The 25,988-nt window shown below is 47.0% G+C and carries 25 protein-coding genes; 14 read left to right on the plus strand and 11 right to left on the minus strand.

Features of this window, described 5'->3' with window-relative positions:
• Position 1 precedes the first annotated feature (1 nt).
• Positions 2-1,033, plus strand: coding sequence for a glycoside hydrolase family 18 protein (locus MHB49_RS06970; protein WP_405155577.1), 1,032 nt, complete (start codon positions 2-4; stop codon positions 1,031-1,033).
• Between the two features lie 222 nt (positions 1,034-1,255).
• On the opposite strand, the gene MHB49_RS06975 is transcribed toward MHB49_RS06970, so the two are convergent.
• From MHB49_RS06975 to MHB49_RS06985, 3 genes are all read right to left on the minus strand, one after another.
• Positions 1,256-3,556 (minus strand): helix-turn-helix domain-containing protein, encoded by a 2,301-nt coding sequence (locus tag MHB49_RS06975; RefSeq protein ID WP_405155578.1) that lies wholly within the window; start codon positions 3,554-3,556, stop codon positions 1,256-1,258.
• Between the two features lie 227 nt (positions 3,557-3,783).
• On the minus strand, positions 3,784-5,310 hold the full coding sequence (locus MHB49_RS06980; protein WP_405155579.1) for a glycoside hydrolase family 43 protein: 1,527 nt from the start codon (positions 5,308-5,310) through the stop codon (positions 3,784-3,786).
• 9 nt (positions 5,311-5,319) lie between these two features.
• On the minus strand, positions 5,320-7,008 hold the full coding sequence (locus tag MHB49_RS06985; protein WP_405155580.1) for an ABC transporter substrate-binding protein: 1,689 nt from the start codon (positions 7,006-7,008) through the stop codon (positions 5,320-5,322).
• A 309-nt stretch (positions 7,009-7,317) separates the two neighbouring features.
• Between MHB49_RS06985 and MHB49_RS06990 the strand changes: the two genes are divergently transcribed.
• Positions 7,318-8,181 carry a helix-turn-helix domain-containing protein gene (locus tag MHB49_RS06990; RefSeq protein ID WP_405155581.1) on the plus strand — a complete coding sequence of 288 codons (864 nt, stop codon included), beginning with the start codon at positions 7,318-7,320 and terminating at the stop codon, positions 8,179-8,181.
• A gap of 42 nt (positions 8,182-8,223) precedes the next feature.
• A complete protein-coding gene (locus tag MHB49_RS06995) occupies positions 8,224-8,580 on the plus strand; it encodes a winged helix-turn-helix transcriptional regulator (protein ID WP_405155582.1) in 357 nt (118 codons plus the stop codon).
• Positions 8,581-8,667: 87 nt separating this feature from the next.
• On the opposite strand, the gene MHB49_RS07000 is transcribed toward MHB49_RS06995, so the two are convergent.
• Both MHB49_RS07000 and MHB49_RS07005 read right to left on the minus strand, forming a co-directional pair.
• Complete coding sequence (locus tag MHB49_RS07000; protein WP_405155583.1) at positions 8,668-9,237, minus strand: YdeI family protein; 570 nt, start codon at positions 9,235-9,237, stop codon at positions 8,668-8,670.
• Positions 9,238-9,376: 139 nt separating this feature from the next.
• Positions 9,377-9,904 (minus strand): NAD(P)H-dependent oxidoreductase, encoded by a 528-nt coding sequence (locus MHB49_RS07005; RefSeq protein ID WP_405155584.1) that lies wholly within the window; start codon positions 9,902-9,904, stop codon positions 9,377-9,379.
• Between the two features lie 283 nt (positions 9,905-10,187).
• On the opposite strand from MHB49_RS07005, the gene MHB49_RS07010 reads away from it, so the two are divergent.
• Together MHB49_RS07010 and MHB49_RS07015 are read left to right on the plus strand one after the other, a co-directional pair.
• On the plus strand, positions 10,188-10,535 hold the full coding sequence (locus tag MHB49_RS07010; protein WP_405155585.1) for an ArsR/SmtB family transcription factor: 348 nt from the start codon (positions 10,188-10,190) through the stop codon (positions 10,533-10,535).
• Between the two features lie 29 nt (positions 10,536-10,564).
• Entirely contained in the window at positions 10,565-11,080 is a 516-nt protein-coding gene (locus tag MHB49_RS07015; protein WP_405155586.1) for an SRPBCC domain-containing protein, read from the plus strand.
• Positions 11,081-11,166: 86 nt separating this feature from the next.
• On the opposite strand, the gene MHB49_RS07020 is transcribed toward MHB49_RS07015, so the two are convergent.
• Positions 11,167-12,084, minus strand: a complete 918-nt coding sequence (locus MHB49_RS07020; protein WP_247901177.1) for a transcriptional regulator — start codon at positions 12,082-12,084, stop codon at positions 11,167-11,169.
• A gap of 351 nt (positions 12,085-12,435) precedes the next feature.
• Between MHB49_RS07020 and MHB49_RS07025 the strand changes: the two genes are divergently transcribed.
• The 9 genes from MHB49_RS07025 to MHB49_RS07065 all read left to right on the plus strand — a co-directional run bounded on the left by MHB49_RS07025 (position 12,436) and on the right by MHB49_RS07065 (position 21,078).
• A complete protein-coding gene (locus MHB49_RS07025; protein WP_405157062.1) occupies positions 12,436-13,395 on the plus strand; it encodes a glycoside hydrolase family 43 protein in 960 nt (319 codons plus the stop codon).
• A gap of 133 nt (positions 13,396-13,528) precedes the next feature.
• Positions 13,529-14,869 carry an ABC transporter substrate-binding protein gene (locus MHB49_RS07030; RefSeq protein ID WP_405155587.1) on the plus strand — a complete coding sequence of 447 codons (1,341 nt, stop codon included), beginning with the start codon at positions 13,529-13,531 and terminating at the stop codon, positions 14,867-14,869.
• Between the two features lie 71 nt (positions 14,870-14,940).
• Complete coding sequence (locus MHB49_RS07035; RefSeq protein ID WP_405155588.1) at positions 14,941-15,126, plus strand: hypothetical protein; 186 nt, start codon at positions 14,941-14,943, stop codon at positions 15,124-15,126.
• Positions 15,110-16,000, plus strand: coding sequence for a carbohydrate ABC transporter permease (locus MHB49_RS07040; RefSeq protein ID WP_247901180.1), 891 nt, complete (start codon positions 15,110-15,112; stop codon positions 15,998-16,000). The genes MHB49_RS07035 and MHB49_RS07040 overlap by 17 nt, the downstream gene beginning before the upstream one ends.
• Before the next feature lie 26 nt (positions 16,001-16,026).
• Positions 16,027-16,869 carry a carbohydrate ABC transporter permease gene (locus MHB49_RS07045; RefSeq protein ID WP_405155589.1) on the plus strand — a complete coding sequence of 281 codons (843 nt, stop codon included), beginning with the start codon at positions 16,027-16,029 and terminating at the stop codon, positions 16,867-16,869.
• A gap of 56 nt (positions 16,870-16,925) precedes the next feature.
• Positions 16,926-18,347 carry an arabinan endo-1,5-alpha-L-arabinosidase gene (locus MHB49_RS07050; RefSeq protein WP_405157063.1) on the plus strand — a complete coding sequence of 474 codons (1,422 nt, stop codon included), beginning with the start codon at positions 16,926-16,928 and terminating at the stop codon, positions 18,345-18,347.
• 157 nt (positions 18,348-18,504) lie between these two features.
• Entirely contained in the window at positions 18,505-18,642 is a 138-nt protein-coding gene (locus MHB49_RS07055; RefSeq protein ID WP_405155590.1) for a hypothetical protein, read from the plus strand.
• A 413-nt stretch (positions 18,643-19,055) separates the two neighbouring features.
• Positions 19,056-20,036, plus strand: coding sequence for a family 43 glycosylhydrolase (locus MHB49_RS07060; protein WP_405155591.1), 981 nt, complete (start codon positions 19,056-19,058; stop codon positions 20,034-20,036).
• A 190-nt stretch (positions 20,037-20,226) separates the two neighbouring features.
• Positions 20,227-21,078, plus strand: coding sequence for an EcsC family protein (locus MHB49_RS07065; RefSeq protein ID WP_405155592.1), 852 nt, complete (start codon positions 20,227-20,229; stop codon positions 21,076-21,078).
• Between the two features lie 550 nt (positions 21,079-21,628).
• On the opposite strand, the gene MHB49_RS07070 is transcribed toward MHB49_RS07065, so the two are convergent.
• The 5 genes from MHB49_RS07070 to queC all read right to left on the minus strand — a co-directional run bounded on the left by MHB49_RS07070 (position 21,629) and on the right by queC (position 25,709).
• Complete coding sequence (locus tag MHB49_RS07070) at positions 21,629-22,897, minus strand: MFS transporter (RefSeq protein WP_405157064.1); 1,269 nt, start codon at positions 22,895-22,897, stop codon at positions 21,629-21,631.
• A 249-nt stretch (positions 22,898-23,146) separates the two neighbouring features.
• On the minus strand, positions 23,147-23,638 hold the full coding sequence (gene queF, locus MHB49_RS07075; protein ID WP_247901188.1) for a preQ(1) synthase: 492 nt from the start codon (positions 23,636-23,638) through the stop codon (positions 23,147-23,149).
• A 154-nt stretch (positions 23,639-23,792) separates the two neighbouring features.
• A complete protein-coding gene (queE, locus tag MHB49_RS07080) occupies positions 23,793-24,545 on the minus strand; it encodes a 7-carboxy-7-deazaguanine synthase QueE (protein ID WP_405155593.1) in 753 nt (250 codons plus the stop codon).
• On the minus strand, positions 24,538-25,029 hold the full coding sequence (gene queD / locus MHB49_RS07085) for a 6-carboxytetrahydropterin synthase QueD (protein ID WP_405155594.1): 492 nt from the start codon (positions 25,027-25,029) through the stop codon (positions 24,538-24,540). The genes queE and queD overlap by 8 nt, the downstream gene beginning before the upstream one ends.
• Positions 25,026-25,709: a 7-cyano-7-deazaguanine synthase QueC gene (queC, locus tag MHB49_RS07090; RefSeq protein WP_405157065.1), complete on the minus strand. Its 684-nt coding sequence runs from the start codon at positions 25,707-25,709 to the stop codon at positions 25,026-25,028. Before queC ends, queD begins: the two co-directional genes overlap by 4 nt.
• Positions 25,710-25,988: the final 279 nt, after the last annotated feature.

The raw sequence follows: 25,988 nt of genomic DNA on the forward strand, positions 1-25,988 counted from the left end.
GGTGACAAAATATATCGCTGTGGGTTATGCAGTCGATTCTGTTCTTACTGATATGACTCATGAGGATCTGTTGAAGTTAACACATCTGAACGTAGCCTTCGGTCATGTCAAGAATGATGAAATCACCACCGAGCATTTAACAAACGGGGAGGTTGTTCGGGATATTAAGCGAGAGTATCCGAATCTGACGGTGCTGCTGTCTGTTGGCGGATGGAGCGCAGGTGGCTTCTCTGAAGCAGCCTCAACCCAGGCGGGGAGGGACAGCATGGCTGCATCGGCGGTTCGGGTGCTGGAGGAATACCCTTTTGACGGAATTGATTTGGACTGGGAGTACCCTTGTTATGGTGAAGCAGGTATCGCGTCAAGTCCTGATGACAAACGGAATTTCACCTTGCTTCTCAAAACAATCCGGAAAACGCTGGATGCCAAGGAAGTTAAGGATGGCCGTCATTATCTGCTCACCATTGCAGCAGGGGCGGACCAGTACTATGTAGACGGTACAGAGATGGCTGAGGTACAGCAGTATCTGGACTATGTGCAGCTAATGACCTACGATATGCGCGGCGGTTTTCAAATTTTGACCGGACACCATACGAATTTGTATACGCCTACCGGAGATCTGTTCCGAATCAGTACAGATGCTTCCGTGAACCTCTTCGTCCGCGCTGGCGTGCCGAAGGAGAAGATCGTAATCGGCGCCGCGTTCTACTCCCGGATCTGGACTGAGGTTCCTGACCGAAATCACGGACTTCACCAAATGGCTGGCAGCACAGGTGGCTACGGTCCATCATTTGCAGAGCTGGAATCGAAGTACATCGATAAGAATGGTTACGTTCGTTATTGGGATGAAGAAGCGTGTGCACCGTTCCTGTTTAATGGGTCCAGCCTAATCTCTTATGATGATGAAGAATCGATCCAGTGCAAATGTAATTATGTAAAGGATCAAGGCCTGGCCGGAATCATGTTCTGGGAATATGGCTGTGATCCGACCCATCGTCTGCTGGGTGCGATCCATCAAGGGCTTCAGGATTGACATGGTTGAAAATAGAAGAAGCTCGGCCAATGAAATAGTTCTGATCGTTCCAAAAGTGAATTATTGGATGGATGAAGGGCTTGTATCGAAAGCCCTGGATGATTAAAAATAACATTGATATACACAAAAAGGACGAAGTTGGGGTTCATCCCACTTCGCCCTTTTTGCGTTTGTTGATCATCGGTTACCTGATGCATTCCTGATCCACGTCGGTTCAATCCTTTATCCCATACATTCCTCGTCGTCATCATCCGGCGCATCAGCGGAGCCGTTGGGACGATGCATTTTGCGATACTGACCGGGTGTATAACCCGTTTCTTTCTTGAATCTGCGGATGAAGTTCGGAGTATCCAGATAACCGACGCGCGTGATGATATCTTTTAACGGATCAGTTGTATGAAGCAGCAGCCGAATGACTTCATCCATCCGTTTCTGCCAGATGTATTGGGTAAAATTCATACCGATCTTCTCTTTGAAGGAACGGCTGAAATACGATGAAGAAATCGTGAATTTGGATGAAATCGTACCCAGACTGAGATCATAATCGGAGAAGTTGGCATCAATATAAGCAACGATTTCATCCATTAGAGAGCTTTCTTCCGTCTCGCTCTTCGCCTCAACATGAGCACAGATTTCGGCGGCAAGACCTGTCAGTTTTTTCTCCAGATCCTCGAGAGAGTCATAGGAAGTGATCCTTGGAAGTTGATTGACCACGTGGTGAATGTCAAGCTCCGATGCTGTTTTGAGCATTGTATTCAGAATATCGAAGCAGATGCAGCGCAGCAGCGGTACAGATGGCATTTCAGATTTCAGGGTATTCAGCGCGGTTGATACCATCTGAACTGCCACATCATAACTGCCCTGTTTCAAACTCTGGACCAGCTTCAGCAGCACATCTTTGGGGACCCAGAAAGAGGGGTCTTGTGCACCGGAACCGGAAAGGGCGTTGAAAAAGGTGCTGCTGCCTTGTCCGTGCAGCATGGATGCTTCCAGCGCCGTTGATGCCTCGATGTAGGATTGGTTCAGCTGCAATGGAGAGCTGTAGCTGTTGCCGATCCCGATGGCGGGAGCGACTCCGACATGCTTGGTCACCATCAATTGCAGTGATTCAACAATAGGATCCATACGAGCCTTCAAGCCAGACTCATGCCTGATTTCGGCATCAAATCCCACGATGAGTGCCACTTGGTCTGGTTGTGGAAGCTCCACGCCATAAGCATAAGCTGACAGTTCCGGCAGCTCTACATCGTTTAACAGCTGCATGACAGTACGCTGTTCGGAATGATCTGCAATGGAGAAAGCGTGCATATCCCAGCTCAAGGTCATGACAAAATAATGGGATCGGTAAAAACGTATGCCAAGATTGTCCGTAAACTCAGATGGAAGCTCACCGGTATGACCATGCTTCAGCAGCATGAGCAGAATATGATTGCGAGCATAGGGCTCCTGAAGGTCCACGCGCTGGCTGTAATCATGCAGCGTTTTCTTGATCCACTCCAGCTCGTTGCTGGTTGTGGAAGGTCCGGGGTTGTTTTTTAACCGAATGAATTCCATTAAGTCTGAAATCGGATGATATTGTCTGCGTGCCAGCATAATAGCGAGGAAAGTACCCATGACCACCATGAAGGAAAAAACCAGAACAATAAAGGTACGAATATGGACGATTCGGCTAAAAAACTGATTGCTGGGCATAGCGGTTACATAAGTCCAGCCAGCATCTGACTTGACAGATACAACCGAATGCGGTTCTTGATTCAAGGAAAGGCTGTGCGTTCCGGGCTCAAGTGCAAACAGCGCTTTGACTTCCTGTTCGGTAATGGTTTCTCCCTTATAATTGGCAGCCAGCACCTGTCCGTAATTATCAAAGATATAAGTCATCCCGTGGTAATCGCTGAGAATGGAATCAATCAATCCGGTCAGATTGGATTCGTGAATCAGGAACATGACGGTACCATGGGCGGGCGTATTGTTAGGCGCAATCGGTACAAGGTAGGCCAGCATGGAATTGGGTATTTTGGTTCCTTGAACGACTTGTTCAGCCGGTCGTATCGTGGGAAACGGAACGTTATTCAAATCCCGAATCATGTCCGTCTCGTTCCAGGTATTAAATTTGTAGCGGCCAGTGAATACATCCAGATTCTCAGAGCCCTGGGACGAGTAGATGGTATCATCACCTCGAAAGAACAGGAATAATTCATCGATAATGGAACTGGTGGCTTTATATTTGACCAATGCACCAATTGATTCCCGACTGTAATAGGGATGATGGGTCCAATACCGCGTTAGCTGCTCATCGTAGGCGATGCGAAATGCGATGTCCTGCAATTCCTTCATGCGGTCATCAATAACCGTTTTTGCTTGAGTCAACTGATTGACGTTGGTCTGTTCAATTTCGGACCGGAGCGTGTCCACAGCATTGTGATAAATAATGATAGTTAATATAACAAGAGGTATTAGGAAAATGGAGATATAGGATAGTGTGTACTTAAGCAGAAGCTTGGACTTGAAGTGATTCCATTTCATATCTGCAACCTCCCGATTTTCATTAGATCTACAGTGATAACGCTCTCATAATGACCATAAAGCTGCTGCCATCATGCCGAGTTATGGGTTCCTGCTAAGTATAGCAAAATCCCCTTCAAGTTCACTCTTTTCCTTATGTTAACACACAAGGCTTTTCAAAGAGTATCTACTTAAAGGGGATAATTATAATAGAGAGTATTCATAGTTTGTACATTGAAATGGGAAGGTTAAACTATTAGTTCATCCAACGGTTCATAATCAAACCAATCGAACAGACATAGGGCGCCTTCTCCCGATGGACTATGGGCATACATGGCAACGATGACTCCTGTGAAGCCGCCCGCGACTTCAGTTGAGAGCAGGTGAGTTTCGCCTGAGCCCACGACAACATCGGTTGTTTCACCTTGCTCGACGGAGAACCTGAAGATATCACGCTGGGCCTGAATTCGTAATATCGCAGGTCCGGTTCCGCAATCCCGAATTTCCTCTGTTCTTAGTGAACCGACCGTTCGTCTAAATATTATTTTTTTCTGACCGTTGATCCGCTTTATAGCCAAATCGTAATGATATTTCTCATTCATGTAAACAGTTAATCCCGCTTCGTCACCATCATATGTTGGATCAAAGTTGAGTTTGGCAGCCATGCGGCATAAAAAATGACTCAAACGGCGACCAACAAAGGCGGGACTTCCACCATCATTGAGAGACACGGGGGTTCCTCGTAAAGCAAGATGGCCCGGGTGTTCTGTGAGGGACCAGCTGTCAGGAGCCGGATTCCGCAGAAAGATCCAGTCCAGGCCCAGTGAGGGCACATTAAAATCATCCCGGACTTCCTTACGAGACCATTGGACTTCTGGGAGCTCCGGCCCGGTCATGATAGGCTCAATAATTCCGTCATGACCGATTAATGGCCATCCTTCGTTCGTCCAGGTGACTGGTGCGAGGAACGTCTCACGCCCCAGATGGTGACGTAACGGATAAGAAGCAGGACGTATGCCAAGGCATACCGCCCACCAGCTCCCGTCATGTGCTTGCACCAAATCTGCATGCCCAGTGGCCTGAATACTACTTTTCATGCTTCGGTTCGACAGGATTGGATTGTGAGGGCAGGGAACAAATGGCCCGTACGGATTAGTACTTCGCGCGATGGTTTCCATATGCCCGTATTCGGTTCCACCTTCAGCAATCATTAAATAATAGAATTCGTTTATTTTGTACAGGTGAGGGGCCTCGGGTGCAGCACCGCCAGTTCCGCCCCAGATGAATCGGCTCTCTGTCAGCTTGTTGCCCGTCAAAATGTCGATCTCGCACTGATATATTCCTTCGCCTTCATTGCCATTACAGGCTGATTGAAAGTATATAAGCCCATCATCATCGAAGAATAGGGAGGGGTCTATTCCATCCTGGGCAACAAAAAAGGGATCGGACCAAGGGCCTTCAGGTTGCCTGCTTCGTACATAGAAATTGCCGCCTCCGCTTACATTCGTTGTTGTCATGTAGAACCAACCGTCGTGATAGCGTATCGTTGGCGCATAAATTCCGCCTGAGCTGCCCGCCTTGGCGAGTGGCAGCTGCTCGGCAGAAGTGAGAACATGGCCGATCTGACGCCAATTCACCAGATCTTTGCTGTGAAAAAGGGGTACTCCCGGGAAGTACTCAAACGTGCTGGTTACGAGGTAATAATCTTCTTCTACCCGACAAATACTGGGATCAGGATAAAAGCCCGGAATCACGGGATTAGTGTAGTTCTTCATGATGTGCTCCTATTCATTCCAGAGTTTAACACGATCCTGGACGTATTTGGTGAATCCCTGTTCCATTTTTTCGACACCTGCATCAATGAGCTTCTGCTGATAGTCATTCCAGATGGCATCGAATTCTTCCGGTTTGGACATAACAGCCAGTGGAATTTGCTTCCATGTAATGTCCTTCACCTTGTTGGCTATGATGTTGATTTCATCTTCACTTGGTACGGAGATGTTCCATACCGCTCCCCATGGTTTTATCGGGTAATCCTTCTCGTTCGGAAACAGATCCATCCAGGTCGTTGCATCATAAGCTTTGAGGGTCTCTTTCTCTGCATCCGTGTAATTCTTAATGATCTGTTCCGGGAAGTTCTTGGTGTAATAATTTCCAGTGGAGTCTTTGACACCATCCCCATAATGACCACCAATGTTAGTATAGAGACCCACCCCGGATTCTTTGGTAAAGGCGATATTGTCGTTAATAATGCGCTCCTGCACATCTGCAGGTACAACCCGCTTACCGTTCTCCGTGGTATACTGCTTGCCTTCTACGCCCCAATAGTTAAGAACCTGGCCTTCCTCAGATGCAAGGAAATCGAGAAATTTAATGGCTCGTACCGGATCCTTGGCGCTTTCGGTTATTCCTACTCCCCAGCCAGCCATGAAACCTGTGGACTGGTAGCGGTTATCCTTGTACTGGTCAGACAGCATGACCGAATAATGTCCATACGTTTGATCATTTTTCCCGGCAGACTTGAGTGCTTTCTCACCATCGGAGTAGCCCCAGTCTGCATCAATCAGACCAATGACTCGACCAGAAGCGACTTTGGCAAGATATTGGTCGTTCTTCTGTACAAAAGATTCCTGATCAAGCAACCCCGTGTTATACATGTGGTTAAGCCACTGAAAATACTCTTTCTCGCCTTCCGTGCGGAAATGATACGTAGCTTCATACGTATCCGGATCAACGTAATACTCCCCGTCACCGGATTTACCTGTAGTCTCGGCAGCGGGATTCGTCACGGTAATTTGGATATGCCAGTCATCCGCGTTCAGTGTCATACCGATATTTTTGTTGCCATTCTCATCGGTAGGGTGCTTCTCCAGATACGATCGGATGACGTTTTCATAATCTTGCAATGTCTTGATCTGTGGATATCCCGCCTCTTTCACCGCACGATGCTGAAGCTCGAAGCCCGCTCCTGCCACGAAGTTGACTCCGTCTATGGCTGAGTAGGTGGGTATTACATAAATGGATGGATCATCGTTACTGTAGCGCAGTCGTTTGATTTGATCACCGAACAGCTTTTTGATGTTTGGGGCATGTTGATCAATCAGATCGGTAAGGTCCAACATTGCCCCTGCATCCACCAATTTGTCTAGTTCTCCTTTGGGACTGATCAGATCGGGGTAATCGCCGCTTGCCGCAATGAGTGCCAGTTTTTGAGCGGGGTCTGATACGGCAAATTCGGCATCGAGCGTAATGCCTGTCTGTTTGGTTATTTCTTTGCCGACATCATCCTGCATCTTATTCCAGTTTGAGTTGGAATCTGCTCCGAAAAAGGTCAACGTCATCGGCGAAGTATTACTGGCATTTCCATCATTGCTTTCGGAGCTTTCATTGCCATTGCTGCACCCTGCCAGCAAGCTTAACGAGAGTGCAAGTGCGACAGAACATTTTGGAATCTTTCTCGATAGTTTAGTCATATTAACCCCCTGATATGATCCATATAATTGGTCTGAGAGAACTTTCTGACGCATGTTACGTATAGAGCCCGCTAAAAGGAGCCTCTATAGAATTGAATGCGTTTACAAAATGGTGATAAGAAACATGCACTCGACAGATTAACGGTATGATGTAATCTCTAACCAACTGCACCCCCTTAGATGTCAGGTTCTTCTGCACAGTTACAAGAGGAATTATATCGGCTCAGAGATCGACAAACCTTGATTTTTCGGTCCTGGAGTAGCATGATATAGACATTCAGCCCAACAATGTTCGCGGAGGGGGATCTTTTGAGTAATGCATATTTGAGGTGGTTTACTTCAGACCACGAATTTCCATTTTTTATTCAATACGGCGGACACGACGAAGACATGGAACTTCATAGGCATGTTGATTTTTCTGAACTCGTGATCGTACTGAATGGGAATGCCACGCATATCGTCAACACTGAGGAATCATTTATCAAGAAGGGAAATGTATTCGTGATCAATGGGGACACGCCGCATGCATACAAAGACCCCTATGATTTTCAGATATGCAATATTATGTTCAGACCGGAGATGCTCGCTTCGACTGGACCGGATCTGAGGAAATCCAATGGCTTTCAGGCACTGTTTGTTTTGGAACCGTTTTATCGTAATCTTCACTCTTATCCGAGTAAACTGGCTTTACCTATCCCCAGCCTGGAATATGTTGAATTGCTGATTTCGGTCATGATTGAGGAGTATAAAAGTAAGCAGCAAGGGTATCAGACAATGCTGATCTCCCGTTTTACGGAGTTGGTCGTCTATCTGTCGAGGCATTATGATACACAGGAGAAGGCCATAGAAGGCAATAATCTGATGCATCTGGCCAATGCCATTTCCTATATCGAGGATCATTATCTGGAACCTCTGACCTTGGAAGGGATTGCTGGGAGGTCGAATGTTTCAGTGCGGCATCTGAACCGGATTTTTCGATCCTATTATCAGATGACACCTATCTCTTATTTACAGAAGCTGCGTCTGGAGAAGGCATGTTATCTGTTAAAACACGGGAACTTGTCCATTACGGAAATTTCTTATGAATGCGGATTTAATGACAGCAATTATTTCAGCAGGCAATTCACAAAGACGTATGGCATTTCTCCCAAAATGTATAGGCAGTCTCTATAACGTGCCACTGAGGTGGGATGAATGGAAGAAGGAGGGGTGAGTGTGAGAGAAACTTGTGTTCCAACGGGCGTGGCGTTAAAAGATACCGGCTTTGGATATACGCTGTCCCTGGTTAATGGTAAATATAAAATGGTTATTCTGTATTGGCTGTCTGAAAACAAGGTGATGCGACATAATGAGCTGAAGCGAAGTATCGGTACCATTTCGTTTAAGACCCTGAGCGTTATGTTGAAAGAGCTGGAGGAAGATGGTTTGGTGATACGTCAAGAATATCTACAGATCCCGCCTAAAGTTGAATATTCATTATCCGAACGGGGCAAATCATTGATGCCGTTGTTAAATATGATGTGTGATTGGGGAGAAGCCAATATGTTTACTCCGGAGCATATCAAACGATAGTAAGGCGAATTAAGAAAAAGGATCTCCTGTTCAAGGAGGCCTTTTTTTTAATTTCCATAAAAATGTAATTTGTATTTTTAACCATTTTTAATAATCCAGAAGACGACCGTGGTCATGCCATTGACCGTACATTTTGTTTTCTTTTGTGTTTGTTATGAATTTATCCAGCCTACTCTTGAATAACTCGGGCTGATTTTTAACGCTTTGAATCGTGTCGATCCGGATTTTCTGATAAAGAGCTGGAAATGCCAAGAAATTCGCATAAGCTTGTTCGTGCTCTTGTAACCTTTGCTCGATAACGGCGTCTATTTTGAAAGCCTCGTGATTCATGTCAGGAAGCACCATTCTTCCTTCGTCGCTCATTAATCCCAACTTCTCAAGACGGCGAACACGCTCTTTATTTAATTCTGTCCATGAACTGCGTTTGCTTCTGGGAGACAGTCTCTGAGCCAACCGATTTCCAGATACTTTTTTCTTAACCCCATCAATCCAGCCAAAACATAAAGATTCTTCAACCACGTCCAAATATAACAGTGTGCTTTGGGTTGGTTTCATGCTAACAACGACCCAACAGGATTTCTGAGTCTTTCCATGCTCCTGCAACCACATTCTCAAATCTTCTCTTGATTTTACGGTAATTAAATGTTCATGCTCCATTATTTTGATATTGTCTCCTTTGGATTGGTTATGAATTGAGTTGTTTATAAAATGATTATAAAAAAAGAAGTATGACAACAGACTGTCACACTTCTTCATAAAGCTGGAGCGTTTAGCGGTTGTTTTTGACCGATTATGATTACAGATTGTCAATAAAATTTAAATAGCCTTGTGTGCTTTGTTCCACTTCACTTGCCATAGGCTCATGTTCTGCCCCATAAAAGGCAAAGAATGATCGATAATCCGCATCACAGTAAAGCATGGTCGTCTCAAAAGGAGATAACAGTTGTGCAAGGGTATAGCGATATTTGCCACCTTCCGTGTAATCTATTTCTTTGATTCCGGCAGATACGGCCAAAGCGACTTTGCGTTGCTGTAATTTGTCTCCCTCAGAGCCGTAAGCCCAGCCATAAGTGAAAACTTCATCCAGCCATTTTTTAAGAAGAGGTGGGCTGCTAAACCAATAGAACGGAAATTGCAGGACCAGATGGTCATGACTTTCAATGAGATGCTGTTCTTGCTGCACATCAATATGCCCATCAGGGTAAACATTATAAAGTTCGTGTACTGTATATTTTTCGGGATATTGTTGGAGTTCTTCTATCCACCGTTTGTTGATGACTGATGTTTCCATGTTGGGATGTGCTGCGATGACAAGTGTTTTCAAAATAATTCTTCCTCCCTAAGCGCTAATATTTCTTGAGTATAAGGGGAGTGCTGCCAAGATGTAAGTATGCACTTTTAGTACAGGTACTTACCTTAAGGTAAGCACCTTCGGTCCATTGGTATGTTCCAAAGAGTATTTAATGAAAGATCGGACTGACGATCTGAATAATATTCCTTTACAGGAATATTCCTTATGAAGTATACTTCAAATATCAGGAAGAAGAGCATTTTGGTGAAGGAGATGAGATTCTACCAATACACTATAACTGAATGAGGTGAAAGGCATGTCAGGACACAATCCGGGTATGGACATGGCCTTGTTGGGCGCTTTGGCTGAACCGAATCGTATGCATATCGTCGAACTATTGCGTGATGGTCCTCTGACTGTAGGGGAAATTGCTGAACGGCTGGAATTACGCCAGCCTCAAGCTTCGAAGCATTTGAAGGTACTCAGTGAGAACTGCATTTTGGAGGTAAAGGCCGAAGCTAACCGCAGGATCTACAAGCTCCGTCCCGAACCTTTTCGTACATTGGATGAGTGGCTGCAGTCGTTTCAGAGCGTCATGGAAGATCGTTTTGACAACCTGGATCAATACTTGCGTGAACTGCAAAGTAAGAAAGATAAACCATAAGTATTCCCAAATCATAAGGAGGAATGACAATGTTAAACGATGGAATGGTGTCTAGCGTGGATAATGAAAAGGTACTTGTACTTGAGCGTGTTTTTGACGCACCTCGTGAGCTTGTGTTCAGCATGTTCAAGGAACCCGAGCATCTTCAGCGCTGGTGGGGACCGAGAGGTTGGACAATTCCCGTCTGTAACGTCGATTTTCGCCCAGGCGGTATTTGGCATTACTGCATGAAATGTGAGGATAAAAGTCAGGGTGATTTCTACGGTATGGAATCCTGGGGCAAAGCTGTATATAAGGAAATTGTTGAACCGGAACGGATTGTATATACCGACTATTTCTCGGACGCCGAGGGGAATACAGATGAGAGCCTGCCGTCAACCGAGGTGACCATGCAATTCATTGATCTCGGCGGCAAGACAAAGATCGTTAATCGTTCAGAATATGTGTCCGCAGAGGCACTTCAAACGGTCATGGATATGGGCATGCTGCAGGGAATTACGGAAACCTGGGATCGTCTTGCAGAGCGTCTGGGCGAAGTTAAGTAATAGAAATGAATCTAGCCGCCATGCATATGCTTGGCGGCTGTTTGTTGGTCTTTAAGTTATAACACGATGTGTTTGTAATTGCGTAATTATTCCTCTTGCACATTATAGAGCACACGCGCAAGCAGGTTCTGTCCGTAATTGCCGAAATTTTTGCCAAAGATCGTCAATCCCCGTTTGTTCACTGGTCCGTCTGTTACAGCAATTCGAAAATGGATATCGCTTTTGTAATCCAGGCCAATCTCGTCCAGGGTAACGTCCGAGATACGGCATCCGTCAATATAGCTGCCTTCTTGGGTGATGCGGATCAGCTTCAGCATCCCGTATTGATTCAAATGTGGTGGCCACCAGTCCGGGTTAAACGTCCCGCGCGTATTGCCGAAATCCCCTGGACTTGTCCAGCAGCCGATCTCAATGCCGTTGACGTAGAAATAAATATCTGAAGGATAGTTATCGCAATAACCTGGTGCTTCCGAACCCAACTCCATGGATAACTGAATTTCACTGAACGTCTGGTTAGGCTTAAGGTAGTTGGGAATACGATATTCCAGATAACCTTCGGCCAGCCATATCATCTCCGCATCAATACGGAGAGGATCAGCAAAATAGCGTGGATCATCGAACTCACCGACGATGCTGTCCCGCGTAGCGAGACCACATGTAGGTGCAGCCTGGTAATCGCTATAATGACCTACCTGAATTTCAACCTCGTATCGGTTATAAATCTCCTGTGAACGCAGGTCCACCATCAGTTTTTCCTCATTGAGATAACAAATCTTCTGAATTCCATGTTTGCCAACCGCAGTATTGATCTCAATCAGGCCGCTCTCTTCCAATTTCTTAATATGCATTGTAATGGCGCCATTGCTGAGCCCCAGTTTGGTTGCAAGGTCATTGAGGTTAAGACTCTGGTTCTTGGCAAGCAGTTCAATGATCTGGATTCGAATTTCCGAACTGAGTGCCTTGAAAATATTAACGCCAGACATCAGATCTTTAATATAAATCATAGGTGGTTTTCCTTTCCACGTTCTGAACAAAGCCCTACTGACCAGGCTTCTGCACATTTATATGGTTTGTTTTAGATAATTATAAATGATTACCCGATGGAAGGGAAGGGCGGAGAAAAGGAAGCCTAATCCCTTGTATACATAGCATAAATGAATGCATTATTCATAAATTGTTGTATATTTACTTTAAAAAATAACTTAAATCATTTCATATATATTTGAAATATACCATTGAATTGTGATGAAACCGCTTTTATAATCCTAGTATACCTAAATTGATTTAATACTTCATGAACCAAATTAACCATTTGATCAGGAGAGGTGGAATTCGATTTGGAAAAATTCAAAGGAATGACAGGATTCAGGAAGAAACGTTGGGCATTACCGGCACTACTTGTTCTTGTTTTGCTGCTGGCGGGTCAGTCTCGGGCATTCGCGGCATTTTGGAATTTGTCCGGAGATATTGCTGTCCACGATCCATCCATCATCAAAGAGGGAAGTTCATGGTACACCTTTTCGACAGGTCCTGGCATTCAGGTACTGAAATCGGATAACGGATCCTCATGGTATCGCGTTCCGCAGATTTTTCTAAGCAAGCCCTCCTGGTGGGCTACTGCCGTTCCGGGACAGAGCGGTTTGGATGTATGGGCGCCTGACATTGAGCAATATAACGGCAAAGTGTGGCTGTATTATTCCATTTCTACCTTTGGCTCGAATAGATCCGCAATTGGCCTTGCCTCTGCGAACAGCATAGGTGCGGGACAATGGAAGGATGAAGGAATGGTGCTTCAGACTACATCTGCCAATAACTACAATGCCATTGATCCGAATCTGGTCATCGATGCCTCAGGCAACCCGTGGCTGGCTTTCGGTTCTTTCTGGAGTGGTCTGAAGATTGTGAAACTGGATAAAACGACGATGAAACCTACTGGAAGCATATCCTCCATTGCGGCGCGTCCGAATAATGGCGGGGCCATCGAAGCACCGGGTATTGTGTACCGGAATGGCTATTATTACTTGTTTGCCTCGATTGATTCATGCTGTCAGGGCGTAAATAGCACCTACAAAATGGTCTATGGACGTTCAACGAGTATTACAGGTCCGTATGTGGACAAAAACGGTGTGAACATGCTGAATGGCGGAGGAACGATATTGGATACGGGGAACGTCAAGTGGAAGGGACCCGGCGGGCAGGATGTGTATAACGGTAATGTAATTGCACGCCACGCCTATGATGCCGATGATAATGGCAATCCGAAATTGTTAATTAACGACTTGCTTTGGGATTCCAGCGGATGGCCAACGTACTAATTTGTTTTAAATAAATATGAAATGTTTTAATAAAGTATTGACTAAAGTGATCTGGATTTGATAAATTTAACAACAGAAATCATATTTTTGCTGAATTGAATACGGTTACAAATCCAGATCAGGAGGGGTTCAGATGGTAAAGAAAAAAAGGTTGGTCACGTTGATGCTGCTTATGCTGGTAAGTGCACTGGTGTTTGCAGGCTGTGGAGGAAGCAGCGGATCAAGCGGGGACAAGGAATTGACATTTATGTTCCGGGGCGGCACGGATGAGCAGAAGGCTTATCAAGCCGTTGTCAAAAAATATGAAGAAGAGCATCCAGGAGTCAAAGTCAAAATTATCGTAACTGCCGCTGATCAATACGCAACCAAATTGAGAGCTGCCATCACCGGCAACAGCCTGCCAGACGTATTTTATTTTAACCCAGGCGATGTGAAAGCTTATGTGAACAGCAATGTGCTGTTGAACCTGTCTCCTTACGTTGAAAACAATCCGGATGTAGATTTGGATAATATCTGGAAATATGGCGTGGACTTATACCGTTATGATGGCAAAATGGCAGGTCAGGGCGATATCTACGGCATGCCGAAGGATTTAGGTCCGTTTGCACTCGGTTATAACAAGACGTTATTTGAAAAAGAGGGCATTCCATTCCCTGATAAGGACAAGCCTTATACATGGGAAGAGTTCATCAAGGTCAACCAGCAGGCGACGAAGGACACGAATGGAGACGGGAAACCGGATGTATTCGGTACAGGCTTCAATGTACAGTGGGCGCTGCAAGCCTTTGTATGGAGCAATGGCGCAGACTGGCTGGATGAGAGCAAAACGAAGGTAACCATTGATGATCCGAAATTCGCGGAAGCACTGCAATTCTTTGCGGACATGCAGAACAAATACAAAATCACGCCTTCCATCGAGGAAGCGCAAACATTGGATACATATCAACGCTGGATGAAAGGGGAAATGGCTTTCTTCCCTGTAGGCCCATGGGATATGAGTACATTCGAGAAACTGCCTTTCGATTATGATTTGCTGCCTTTCCCTGCTGGCTCTACTGGAAAATCAGCGACGTGGATCGGTTCCTTGGGGATCGGTGTATCGGCCAAAACGAAATATCCGGAAGAAGCTGCAGCGCTGGTGAATTACCTGACAGCTTCCAAAGAAGGTATGCAGCAGTTGGTCGATGCCAAAGTGCAAATCCCGAATCTGCTCGATATGGCTGACGAATGGGCCAAGGATACTTCAACCAAACCCGCCAACAAACAAGAATTCATTGATATCGTAGAAGATTATGGTCGTGCGCTGCCAGGTAACTACACGTACAATGCGGAATGGTATGACCTGTTCTTCACTGACATTCAGCCTGTACTGGATGGCAAGATTACAGCGGCAGACTATGTGAAGCAGCAGCAGCCCAAAATGCAAAAACTGTTGGACAAAGCGGTTGAGCAAGAGAAAAAATCTCAGAAATAAGCATGTTGTAAATGCTGAAATTTGACTTAAAAGGTTGAAGGTAGGTTCTAGAGAGAAGCAGCCTACTCAGAATGGATAGAGTAGTGAATTCCGTGTTCAAAAAATGCGGTGCCAGCAGCCTGCTATCACGCTGCTGGCATCATTTTGGATTCCATGCGGGCATGTTGCATGAATTGATCAAGCGAGCAGGCATTCATCGATTCATGCAACATGCTGATATTAGAAACAGGGGTGAGCGCAGTGATTACAAAATCTAGTTTGTATCGCAAAGAGAGGCTGTACGGGTATTTGTTTATTTTGCCTCCGATTCTTGGTTTGCTGATCTTTGTCCTGTTTCCTTTCCTGTATTCCTTGTACGGTTCGTTTACGGATTGGGATGGTTTGGGACAGATGAACTTTATCGGTTTGGCCAATTTTAAGGATTTGCTCACAGATGATCTATTTTACAAAGCGATGTTCAACACGTTTTATTTGATGCTGGGTATCCCGATTGGTTTGTTGCTTGCATTGCTGCTGGCGATGGGTCTGAATCGTAAAATTCCCGGCACAACAACGTTTCGAGTAATCTATTATATTCCAGTCATTTCTTCCCTGGCAGCGGTGTCCATCATGTGGAACTGGGCGTACAACGGGGATTATGGATTGGTGAACCAATTCCTGGATTTATTCGGTATTGAAGGTCCTAACTGGCTCGCCAATAAAGACACGGTTAAACCGGCCCTGATTATTATGACGGTTTGGAAAGGCCTGGGATACACGATGTTATTGTATCTGGCTGCATTGCAAAGTGTATCACGTACATATTACGAGGCGGCCGAGCTGGATGGAGCGAACGGGTTCCAAATCTTCCGCAACATCACCTGGCCGATGGTGAAGCCGGTTACCTTTTTCCTCGTCGTTACGAATATTATTGGTGGTTCTCAAATCTTCACCGAAATGAACATTATGACACCTACGGGTGGTCCTGAATATTCATCCGCATCGATTGTCTTCTATATCTGGCAGAAAGCATTCAGTAACCTGCAAATGGGTTATGCCTCTGCGATGGCCATGATTCTTGGTATTTTCATCTTTGTCATTACCCTAGTGCAATTCAAAATGAATGAAAAATCAGCCTATGATGGGGATTAATGGTTTAGGAAAGGAGTGAACCGGAGATGTCTTACAGTCAAAAGAGGAAACTAACGAACTCTATCATTTTTATCGTTTTGGCGATTGGTGCTGTTGCGATGATTGCGCCACTGATCTGGATGTTGTCCACTTCCGTGAAGGAGAAGCAGGATGTGTTCGCACTTCCGCCTGTGTGGATACCTGAAGTGTTTCAATTCGGAAAGTATAAGGAAATCTGGGAAGCAGGTCCGCTGCTCAGCGGGATCAAAAACAGCTTGATCGTGGCGATCAGTGTTACCGTTGTCGGGACGTTTACGTCGAGTATCGCCGCCTTTGCTTTTGCCAAATTAAGATTTCCGCATAAAAACAAACTGTTTCTTGCACTGCTCGCATCCATGATGATTCCATATCCGACAGTCATGATTCCGCAATTCATCATGTTCTCGAAGCTGGGATGGGTGGACACACTGCTGCCGCTTATCGTTCCTGGATTATTCGGTAACGTTGTCATGATCTTCTTCCTGCGTCAATACCTGCTTAGTGTGCCTGATGCCATTATTGAAGCGGCCAAAATTGATGGGAGCTCCTATTTCCGACTGTACTCCAGCATTACGTTCCCGCTCATTAAACCGGCGATTGCAGCTCAATTGATTCTTTGGTTCATGGGCATCTGGAACGATTATCTGGCACCAATTATTTATCTGAATTCACCTGAAAAACAGACCCTGCAGCTCGTCATTGCGAACTTTAATGCCACGTATGCGATCCAGACGGATTACCCGCTTATTATGGCAGCATCCATTGTTGCATTGCTGCCGGTATTGATCATCTTTCTGATCTTCCAGAAACAGATTATTGAATCGGTAGCAATCTCTGGAGTGAAGGGATGAGTCAGCGGAAAACATTCCGCCGGTGGACGAATTCAGGAAAAGGAGTTGTTGCTTCCGTGTTGCTTATGCTGCTGGTTGGGGCTACAGGCTGTTCTGGAGATGGAGCAGGGGAAGCGGTGTCCCCGCCGGTCTTTCCGGATGCTCCCCAAGATACTCAATTGTATGACACCTCCATTCTGGACGACGAATCCCGCTGGACGGTGAACAATGCACATGATCCGGCCATTATCAAAACAGATCAGGGATATTACGTCTATTCCACAGACGTTCGTGTTGCGGGAGAAGCGAAACCTGGCGTCATGGTACGCAAATCGGATGATCTGATCAACTGGTCATGGGTAGGTCAGGCTTTGCCGGGGATTCCGAAGGAAGCCCTCGATTGGACAGGGGCGGTAAATCTATGGGCACCGGATGTGATTCAGGTTGGCGACACCTACCGAATGTATTATTCGGCTTCGACCTTTGGCAGTACGCGTTCAGCTATTGGTTTGCAGACCTCCTCGTCCCCGGAGGGTCCTTGGACAGATGAAGGGTTGGTTGTTAAAACAGCGGAGAATGAAAAGGATAAGCTGAATGCCATTGATGCCAATCCGATAGTAGATGCCGAAGGCAATCCATGGATGGTGTACGGTTCATTTTTTGACGGGATATACATTGCACCTCTCGATCCGGAAACCGGAAAGTTCAAGGAAGAGGGGTATGGGACCCGCATTGCCGCCCGTGATCGTGCTACGGAAGAAGGTGCGGTGGAGGGACCATATATTGTGTATAATCCGGAGTTCAAAAAGTATTATTTATTCGTCTCATATGATTCTTTATTCGAAGATTATAACGTGCGTGTAGCCCGCGCTGATTCCATTAAAGGCCCCTACACGGATGTAAATGGCATGAACATGCTGGATACAGAGCATCTGCCCCAATACGAAGTTGGAACCAAAATTCTGGGTGGCTATCGCTTCACCGAAGGTGAGGGCTGGGTTGCACCTGGACATAACTCGGTCCTTAAAGATGGCGACGATTATTATATCGTGCATCATGCGAGAGGCGAGACGGATAAAAACTGGCCGTACCTGCATGTACGTAAAATGGTGTGGACCAAGGACGGATGGCCCGTTGTGTCACCTGAACGATATGCAGGGGAGTACGCACAGGACATTCCGAAGTCGATGATCGCCGGGGAGTGGGAAGGTCTTGCTGTCGATCCGTCAGTGGACGGTCAGGTGCAGGCAGTACCTTACACCTTACAAGGCAATGGCAAATTGAAAAGCGAAAACGGTTCAGGCAAGTGGACGTTTGACGGCAAACAAACACTGACACTGGAGTGGAAAGAAAGCCCGTGGGGCGGAGCTTCAACAGAGGAGCTCAAACTGCTCCCGTCCTGGGACTGGGAGCGAAGCCAGCCCGCACTTGTTGTGACAGGCCTGAGCGACCGCGGCATTGCCGTCTGGGGCAAGCAGATTAGCGCGGAGGAGAAGTAGAGTGCCATAGATATGGCTCGAAGTTTGGAATTGGAGCTAGGCCGAGAGCTTACGGCCAGTCGTGCAATTCGTGGGGAGAGTCGAGCGAGCGAAGCGGTCGGCCCCATAGATACAGAGCCACACCGATGGCTCGGAGTTTGGGTTTTATTCAGCGAGCGTGAATAGAGCGAAGCTATTGCTTCAAGGTGCACCAGCAGCGAAGGGGGAGGAAGGAGCCGCAGGAGCGACTTTGGCATCCGATTTCAACCGCCAAGAGCGGTGGAAAGAAGAAATCGGAGGACAAGAGAGCGATTAAGGTCCTGTCACCCCGGAGCGTCCGCGGTGCACCCAAAGCTGGCCGAGAAGCCACGGCCAGACATACATTTAGTGGGGAGAGTCGACCGGGCGAAGCGGTCGACCCCATAGATACAGAGCCACACCGATGGCTCGGAGTTGGGATTTGATTCAGCGAGCGCGGTTAGTGCGAAGCCCTTGTTTTTCAGGTGCACAAGCAGCGAAGGGGGAGGAAGGAGCCGCAGGGGCGACTTTGGCATCCGATTTCAACCGCCAGGAGCGGTGGAAAGAAGAAATCGGAGGACAAGAGAGCGCCAAGGCCCTACCACCCCCGGAGCGTCTGCGGTGCACCGACAATAGGTTTATGTTTTTCGCTCAAAGGTTTCTAATCCTCACTCCGAGCCATACACACACATTTGAAAGGGGAGCATTCCCATGACTGATTCCATTACATTTACCAATCCCATCCTGGAGCAGCGTGCTGATCCGTGGGTGTACCGTCATACAGACGGTTACTATTATTTCTCCGCTTCCGTACCAGCCTTTGACCGGATTGAGATTCGGCGTGCGCAAACCCTGGAAGAGTTGAGAAATGCCGAGCCGGTAACGGCATGGCGCAAACATGATACAGGACCAATGAGTGCCAACATCTGGGCACCCGAAATTCATTTTATCGATGGAAAATGGTACATATACTACGCAGCGGCTCATACCAGCGAGACGAATGAAGGTCTTTTTGATCACCGGATGTATGTATTGGAGAACGATTCTGCGAATCCACTGGAAGGTGAATGGGTCGAAAAAGGACAAATTAAAACGCGCTGGGAGACGTTTGCATTGGATGCAACGACTTTTGAGCATAAGGGAATTCGTTATCTGGTCTGGGCACAGAAAGATCCGGACATTGTGGGTAACTCGAACCTGTACATTTCCGAAATGGAAAATCCGTGGACGCTGCGCGGAGAGCAGGTCATGATCGCTACACCTGAATATGATTGGGAGATCATCGGCTTCAAGGTGAACGAAGGGGCAGCAGTGCTGCATCGCAATGGGCGAATCTTCATTGGTTACTCGGCGAGTGCGACCGACTGCAATTATTGTATGGGTTTGCTCACTGCGGATGAAGATGCCGACTTGCTTGATCCAGCGAGCTGGGTGAAATCGCCTAATCCGGTATTCCAGACGTGTGAAGCCAACGGCCAATATGGTCCGGGTCATAACAGCTTTACCGTATCACCAGACGGCAAAACGGATATTCTGATCTATCACGCACGAAACTATAAGGACATCGAGGGAGATCCTCTATACGATCCAAACCGTCACGCCCGCGCGCAGGTAATTCACTGGAACGAAGATGGCACGCCTGACTTTGGAGTTCCTGTTCCAGATGGGAATGCTGCGGCAGAAGCGAAATAAGAATCAAGATTTTGGATAGGTAGAGCCCTTAGTTAGCGTATGACGCTGATTAAGGGTTCTTATTTATGCACACATTGTTTGTGATGGCTGGAAATTCAATATTATGGACTGACATAGAAGCAACCTTCCTTTGGACTCTGCGTATGAGGAGTATACAATTCACTATACACATAACATTAGGAGGCCATATATGGATTCGCGCGAGACATTGGACCGGGAGCTGGAACAGATTTTGAAATGGGAAAAAGGGCAGAAGGACTTGTTTATTTGGGACAAAATTGGTCGTTTGCCATTTGCCATGCTGGATAAAGTGATGCCCAAAGCACTGAAACAGAAGATTGGTGACTCGCTGAATGAAGTCGGTCAGTATGTGCAGCATGGTGGGAAATTTCTCGTGCAGAAAAAGAAAGTAGCCAAGCTTCTCCAAGAGGAAGCGGTCAAGTCGGGTTATTTAATGAAGGACGAACCCCCTTATTACATTGAAGAGGTTGCAGAAACAGAAGCTGCCGCAAAAATCCACAGTGTGGAAGGCTTACCGCTTGAAGTGCTGGATCGCACTGCTGATAACATTACGGACAGTCGAACGAGGTTTGCTGCTGCACAAGGGGCCGCAACAGGTATCGGTGGCATTGTAACGATTGCGGCGGATATTCCAATCGTGATGGGGCTTTCCCTAAAGGTGCTGCAGGAAATGGCGCTATGCTACGGATATGATCCTGACGAACCTCAAGAGCGCATATTTATCGTCAAATGTCTGCAATTCTCCTCGGCTGATATTGTGGGCAAGAAAGCCATTATTGATGAACTCACCGATTATGATAATCCCGACAAGCAGGTGGAGGTTATCTCTCAAATGCAGGGCTGGCGAGAGGTTTTTAATTCCTACAGTGAATCGTTTGGCTGGAAAAAGCTGTTCCAGCTCATTCCGATTGCCGGCATGGTATTCGGTTCGGTGAGTAACAAAAATACGATTCGTGATGTTGCCGAAGCCGGAAAAATGTTATACAAAAAGCGGCTGATTCTTCAGCGCCTTTCAAAATGATGTCCATCAGAGCCAAATGGCTAGGGAGGACTGCCATTTGGCACAGATTCCAACGCTAACGAATCCATCGCTATTTGCATGATAATCAGGCAAAACGATGCGAAACCACACAAAACAAAAGGAATAAAGTGTCTGTGATTCGTTACATTGGCGGATTGCGAGAAATGATTCCAGTAACGTGTGCTGGATTCGTTACACACATATCATCTTACTGAATTCTGTCATTTCTTGCAGGCTCGATTCAGCTGTTTACCGCACTTGTTGACTGATCGCCTTTATCATGAAGCAGGGCGCCGTCTGCCTGGGAACAGCACGTGGATGTCGTTAACGCTGATGCTGACCAAACAAAAACGGGATAAAGCCTAGTGCTACAAGGCTTTATCCCGTTTACACAACAGGTAACATTTCGAGGTTGGTTAACCACCTGATGTTACGTTTCACGAGGCCGTTTTAACAACCCCATTTTGTTTCATTGAGCATCACAGCTTATTTTGTTGAAACGGATCTTTTTAACTGATCTTATTAAATCTAATCCAATTAAAATATACGTTTAATCTTCGCTACCATTCTCTTCCGCCCAGCGGTTCAGCAGCTTATCCGATGGAAGCAGGAAGGTGAAGATACCGATCAGTGGCAGGAAGCTGCACATCTGCATAACTGGCGATACGCCGAACACGTCGATCCAGTTCCCCAGCACGAGTGCTCCCAGACCGCCCATACCAAATGCCAGACCAGTAATCAGGCCGGAGACGGTTCCGATTTTACCCGGAATCAGCATTTGCGCATACACAACGGTCACCGAGAAGCTGGACAACATAATGAAACCAATAATGGTCAGCAGCACGGCTGTCCAGAACAGATTCGCGTAAGGCAGCAGCAGCGCCAGTGGAGCGGCTCCGGCCATCGACAGGAAGATCATGTTGCGTTTACCGAAGCGATCCGCCAGTGGACCGCCAAAGAACGTACCAAGAGCCCCAGCCGCCAAGAACAGGAAGATATAGATCTGTGCGTCCTCTGTGGACAAGTTGAATGTATCCTTCAGGTTAAACGCATAGAAACTGCCGATCGAAGCGACATACCACGAACGGACAAAGACGAGCAGAATCAAAATGGTTATGGCCGCAGCAATCTTTTTACGTAATGCCGGATTGGGAGCACGACGGGCTGCCGCCTGTCTGCGCAGATATCCACCCGATTGCAGCATGTGTCCATACCAGCGAGCGATATAGATTTGGACCGCGATTCCCGCAGCTGCAATGCCCGTGAAGCCGATGGCACCGAACAACCCAAACGGGATGAAAATCCATCTGGTGAGCAATGGAGCCAGAGACTGACCTGCGTTACCACCCACCTGGAAGATTGACTGAGCGAGACCGCGACGAGGCCCTGCGGCCATATGAGATACCCGTGAACCTTCTGGATGGAACGCCGCCGAACCGAGCCCAACAAAGATGACGGAGATCAGGACAGCCATATAACTGTCGGCGAAGGCAAGCAATAGCATACCGGTAAACGTAAAGCCCATGCCGATGGGCAGAATGGATGGTGTCGGTTTTTTATCAGCAAACCAGCCTACAACAGGCTGCATGATGGACGCAGTAAAGTTAATAGCAAACGAAATCCATCCGATCTGCGTATACGTGAGATGCATGGAGTCTTTCAGAATTGGAAAAATAGCCGGAATGACAGATTGGATCGAATCGTTGAACAAATGGACCAGACTGATAGCAATTAAGATCCGGTAAACGGTACCTTGTGCATCCAATCCGGGTGGAGCCTTCAAACGCGCAGCGGCGTCTTTGGATAATGAATTTTGCATGGACATGAACAGTTCTCCTTTGGTCGCGGTCACGAGGGATCAGCGCCTGATGATGTGATGTGCCTAAGCATATTGTTACATAATAGGACAGATTTGAAAGGTCGACAAGGGGAACAGGTGAAATAATCTGCGTGTCTTGCATTCGAAATCCGACAAAACAGAAGCCGAACTTCTTCAGATAGAAGAGTTCGGCTTCTGTGTGTTCTATAATTTTATTTTGTACAAAGCATAATTGATGTATCTGCCAAATTAACGATTATCAATCGTCTCGGGGTACATATCATGATTCATCATGCGGTGTTCGGCCATTTGCTCGTACTTCGTACCCGGCTTGCCGTAGTTGGTGTACGGATCGATGGAAATGCCACCGCGCGGCGTGAATTTTCCCCATACTTCAATATAGCGTGGGTCCATCAGCTTGATCAGGTCGTTCATGATGATATTCACACAATCCTCGTGGAAATCGCCATGGTTGCGGAAGCTGAACAGGTACAGCTTGAGCGATTTGCTCTCCACCATTTTCACATCAGGAATATAGCTGATATAGATCGTCGCAAAGTCCGGCTGACCCGTAATCGGGCACAGGCTGGTGAACTCCGGGCAGTTGAATTTGACAAAATAATCACGGTACGGATGCTTGTTATCAAAGTTCTCCAGGATCCCCGGATCATATTCAAACGTATATTTTACACCCTGGTTACCCAGTAATGTTAGATCTTGCATTTCATCAGATTGTCTCATCGGTTCTTAAACGCTCCTTGTTTCCGTCAAAGCCCGAAGCCTCGCGGTATATATAAATAGGCGATTTTGCCTGTCTAATTCTTTTCTTTTCATTAATTGAGGACAATTCATTCTCATCCTTACATCATGCCGCCCATTCCACCCATACAGTCCATCAGACGCCGCGTTTGTTGCCCCATACCAACGTATGCAGTTGTGGCAGCACACGAACGTCGTTCAGATCATCGGAAGCACTGACTTGATCAATCAGCCACTCGTAGCGAGCAAGCAGCGAGGACGCCAGATCTGGCGTATCGGCAGAAGTGACATCCGGGTTCCCGGTCTGCAAAAATAAATTTGTGCCTGGATACCGTGCATGCACACGGCGGGCATAGTCCAGATCTGTTTCATCGAAAATCACGATTTTCAGACTGTGGCTTCGTTCCACCGGGCGAGCAGCCAGTCGGTGGATCAGATCATCCAGCACAGCCCAGTCGGTTTCCATGCCTGAGCTGGGTGGCTTGGGCGAGACGGTGACTTCGTCAATGTCCGCCAGCCAAGACTGCCAACGGGAGCCCTGCGTTTCTACCGCGGTGCGGATGCCGTTCTCCCGAAGCAGCTTAACCAATCCGCCCAGCGAAGCGAGCAGGGCAGGGTTGCCGCCTGAGATGGTCACATGGGAGAAGCGCGAGCCGCCAACGCGACGCAGCTCGTTCCACACGTCCTCCGGCGTAATCATTTGGATCAGGTCCTTGCCACTGCCGTCCCAAGTAAAGGCCGAGTCGCACCAGGAACAGCGATAATCGCAGCCCGCGGTGCGGACAAACATCGTTTTCTGCCCAATGACCATACCTTCACCTTGAACTGTCGGGCCAAAAATCTCCATTACAGGAATACGAGCCTCTTTGCCCCGTTCCACACTACTCATCGATCATCCACTCCCGTCTGGCCTCAGCGTAGCTGGTCGGCGTCTCGTATAAGCGGACAAACTCCGTTCGGCCACCCTCAGTCAGAGCAGCATACGGTTCGGTTTGCAAGGCATGCTCCATCTGCTCGAACAACCAGACGACCATATTTTCAGCTGTTGTGTTCATGAGGGGAAGGGTTTCGTTCAAATACTGATGGTCCAGATACCCTTCAATTTGTGTTTTCCATATCTCCTTGATATGTCCAAAATCAACCGTCAGTCCGGTCTCACCCGGGTAACCGCTAATGCCAAAAACAACTTTATACGTATGCCCGTGCAAGTTCTTGCACTTGCCTTCATAACAATGCAGGTGATGTGCCGCATCAAACGTAAATTCCTTGCTCACAAGCACACGTTTGCGATGATAACGCAGCTGATCCGGAAGAATATCTTCCCCAATCCGCTGCAACCGCTCCACAATACGGAATGTCCCGGGTTCTCTCATCGTGCGTCCGCTCCAACAGATCCTACAGAAGCAGTGCGCTGCTCCACATAACGATCCAGTCCGGCTTTGCGCAGCTTGCAGGCAGGACATTCACCGCAGCCATCGCCGATAATCCCGTTATAACAGGTCAGTGTTCGCTCCCGCACATAATCAAATGCACCGAGTTCATCGGCCATTTTCCACGTTTGCGCTTTGTCCAGCCACATCAGAGGGGTGTGAATGACAAACGGGTAGTCCATGGACAGATTCAGCGTAACATTCATTGATTTCACAAATGAATCCCGACAATCCGGGTAACCGCTGAAATCTGTTTCGCATACACCTGTAACCAGGTGACGAGCCCCTTTTTGCTTCGCCATAATGGCCGCAAAGCTAAGGAACAGCAGATTCCGCCCATCGACAAACGTACTTGGCAATTCGCCTTCTTCATGCGTAATCTCCACATCCGTACGGGTAAGTGCATTGGGCGCGAGCTGGTTTAACAAGCTCATGTCGAGTACCGTTTGCTGCACACCCAGATCACGAGCGATCTCTGCGGCGCATTCAATCTCCAGCTTGTGACGCTGCCCGTAATCGAAGGTAACGACCTCAACCTCAGCAAATTGCTGTTTGGCCCAGAACAAACAAGTTGTGCTGTCCTGACCGCCGCTGAATACAACGACTGCTTTTTCTTCGTTCAACATAAAAAAACCTCTCCATCTTCTTAAGATCAATCCATGCACACAGGCACAGAGTGTCGGAAGAACAGAGAAGTTCATGAACTGGCATCCATCAAAAAACACACCTTCTCGTAGGCTGCTTCAAAAAAGCAGAAACGATCTAGTGTCCTTAGTTTTTTACGTACGTTATTACCAAAAAAAATGTACGCAAGACTATATTGACCTTTACAAAGGTCGAGTCTTATAGAGGGAGTTCGCGAACCTCTCCCATGCCATGGGCATGGATTTTCTTCTTCAATT

Origin of the sequence: Paenibacillus sp. FSL K6-0108, assembly GCF_045040695.1 — a bacterium.
Classification (GTDB): Bacteria; Bacillota; Bacilli; order Paenibacillales; family Paenibacillaceae; genus Paenibacillus; species Paenibacillus pabuli_B.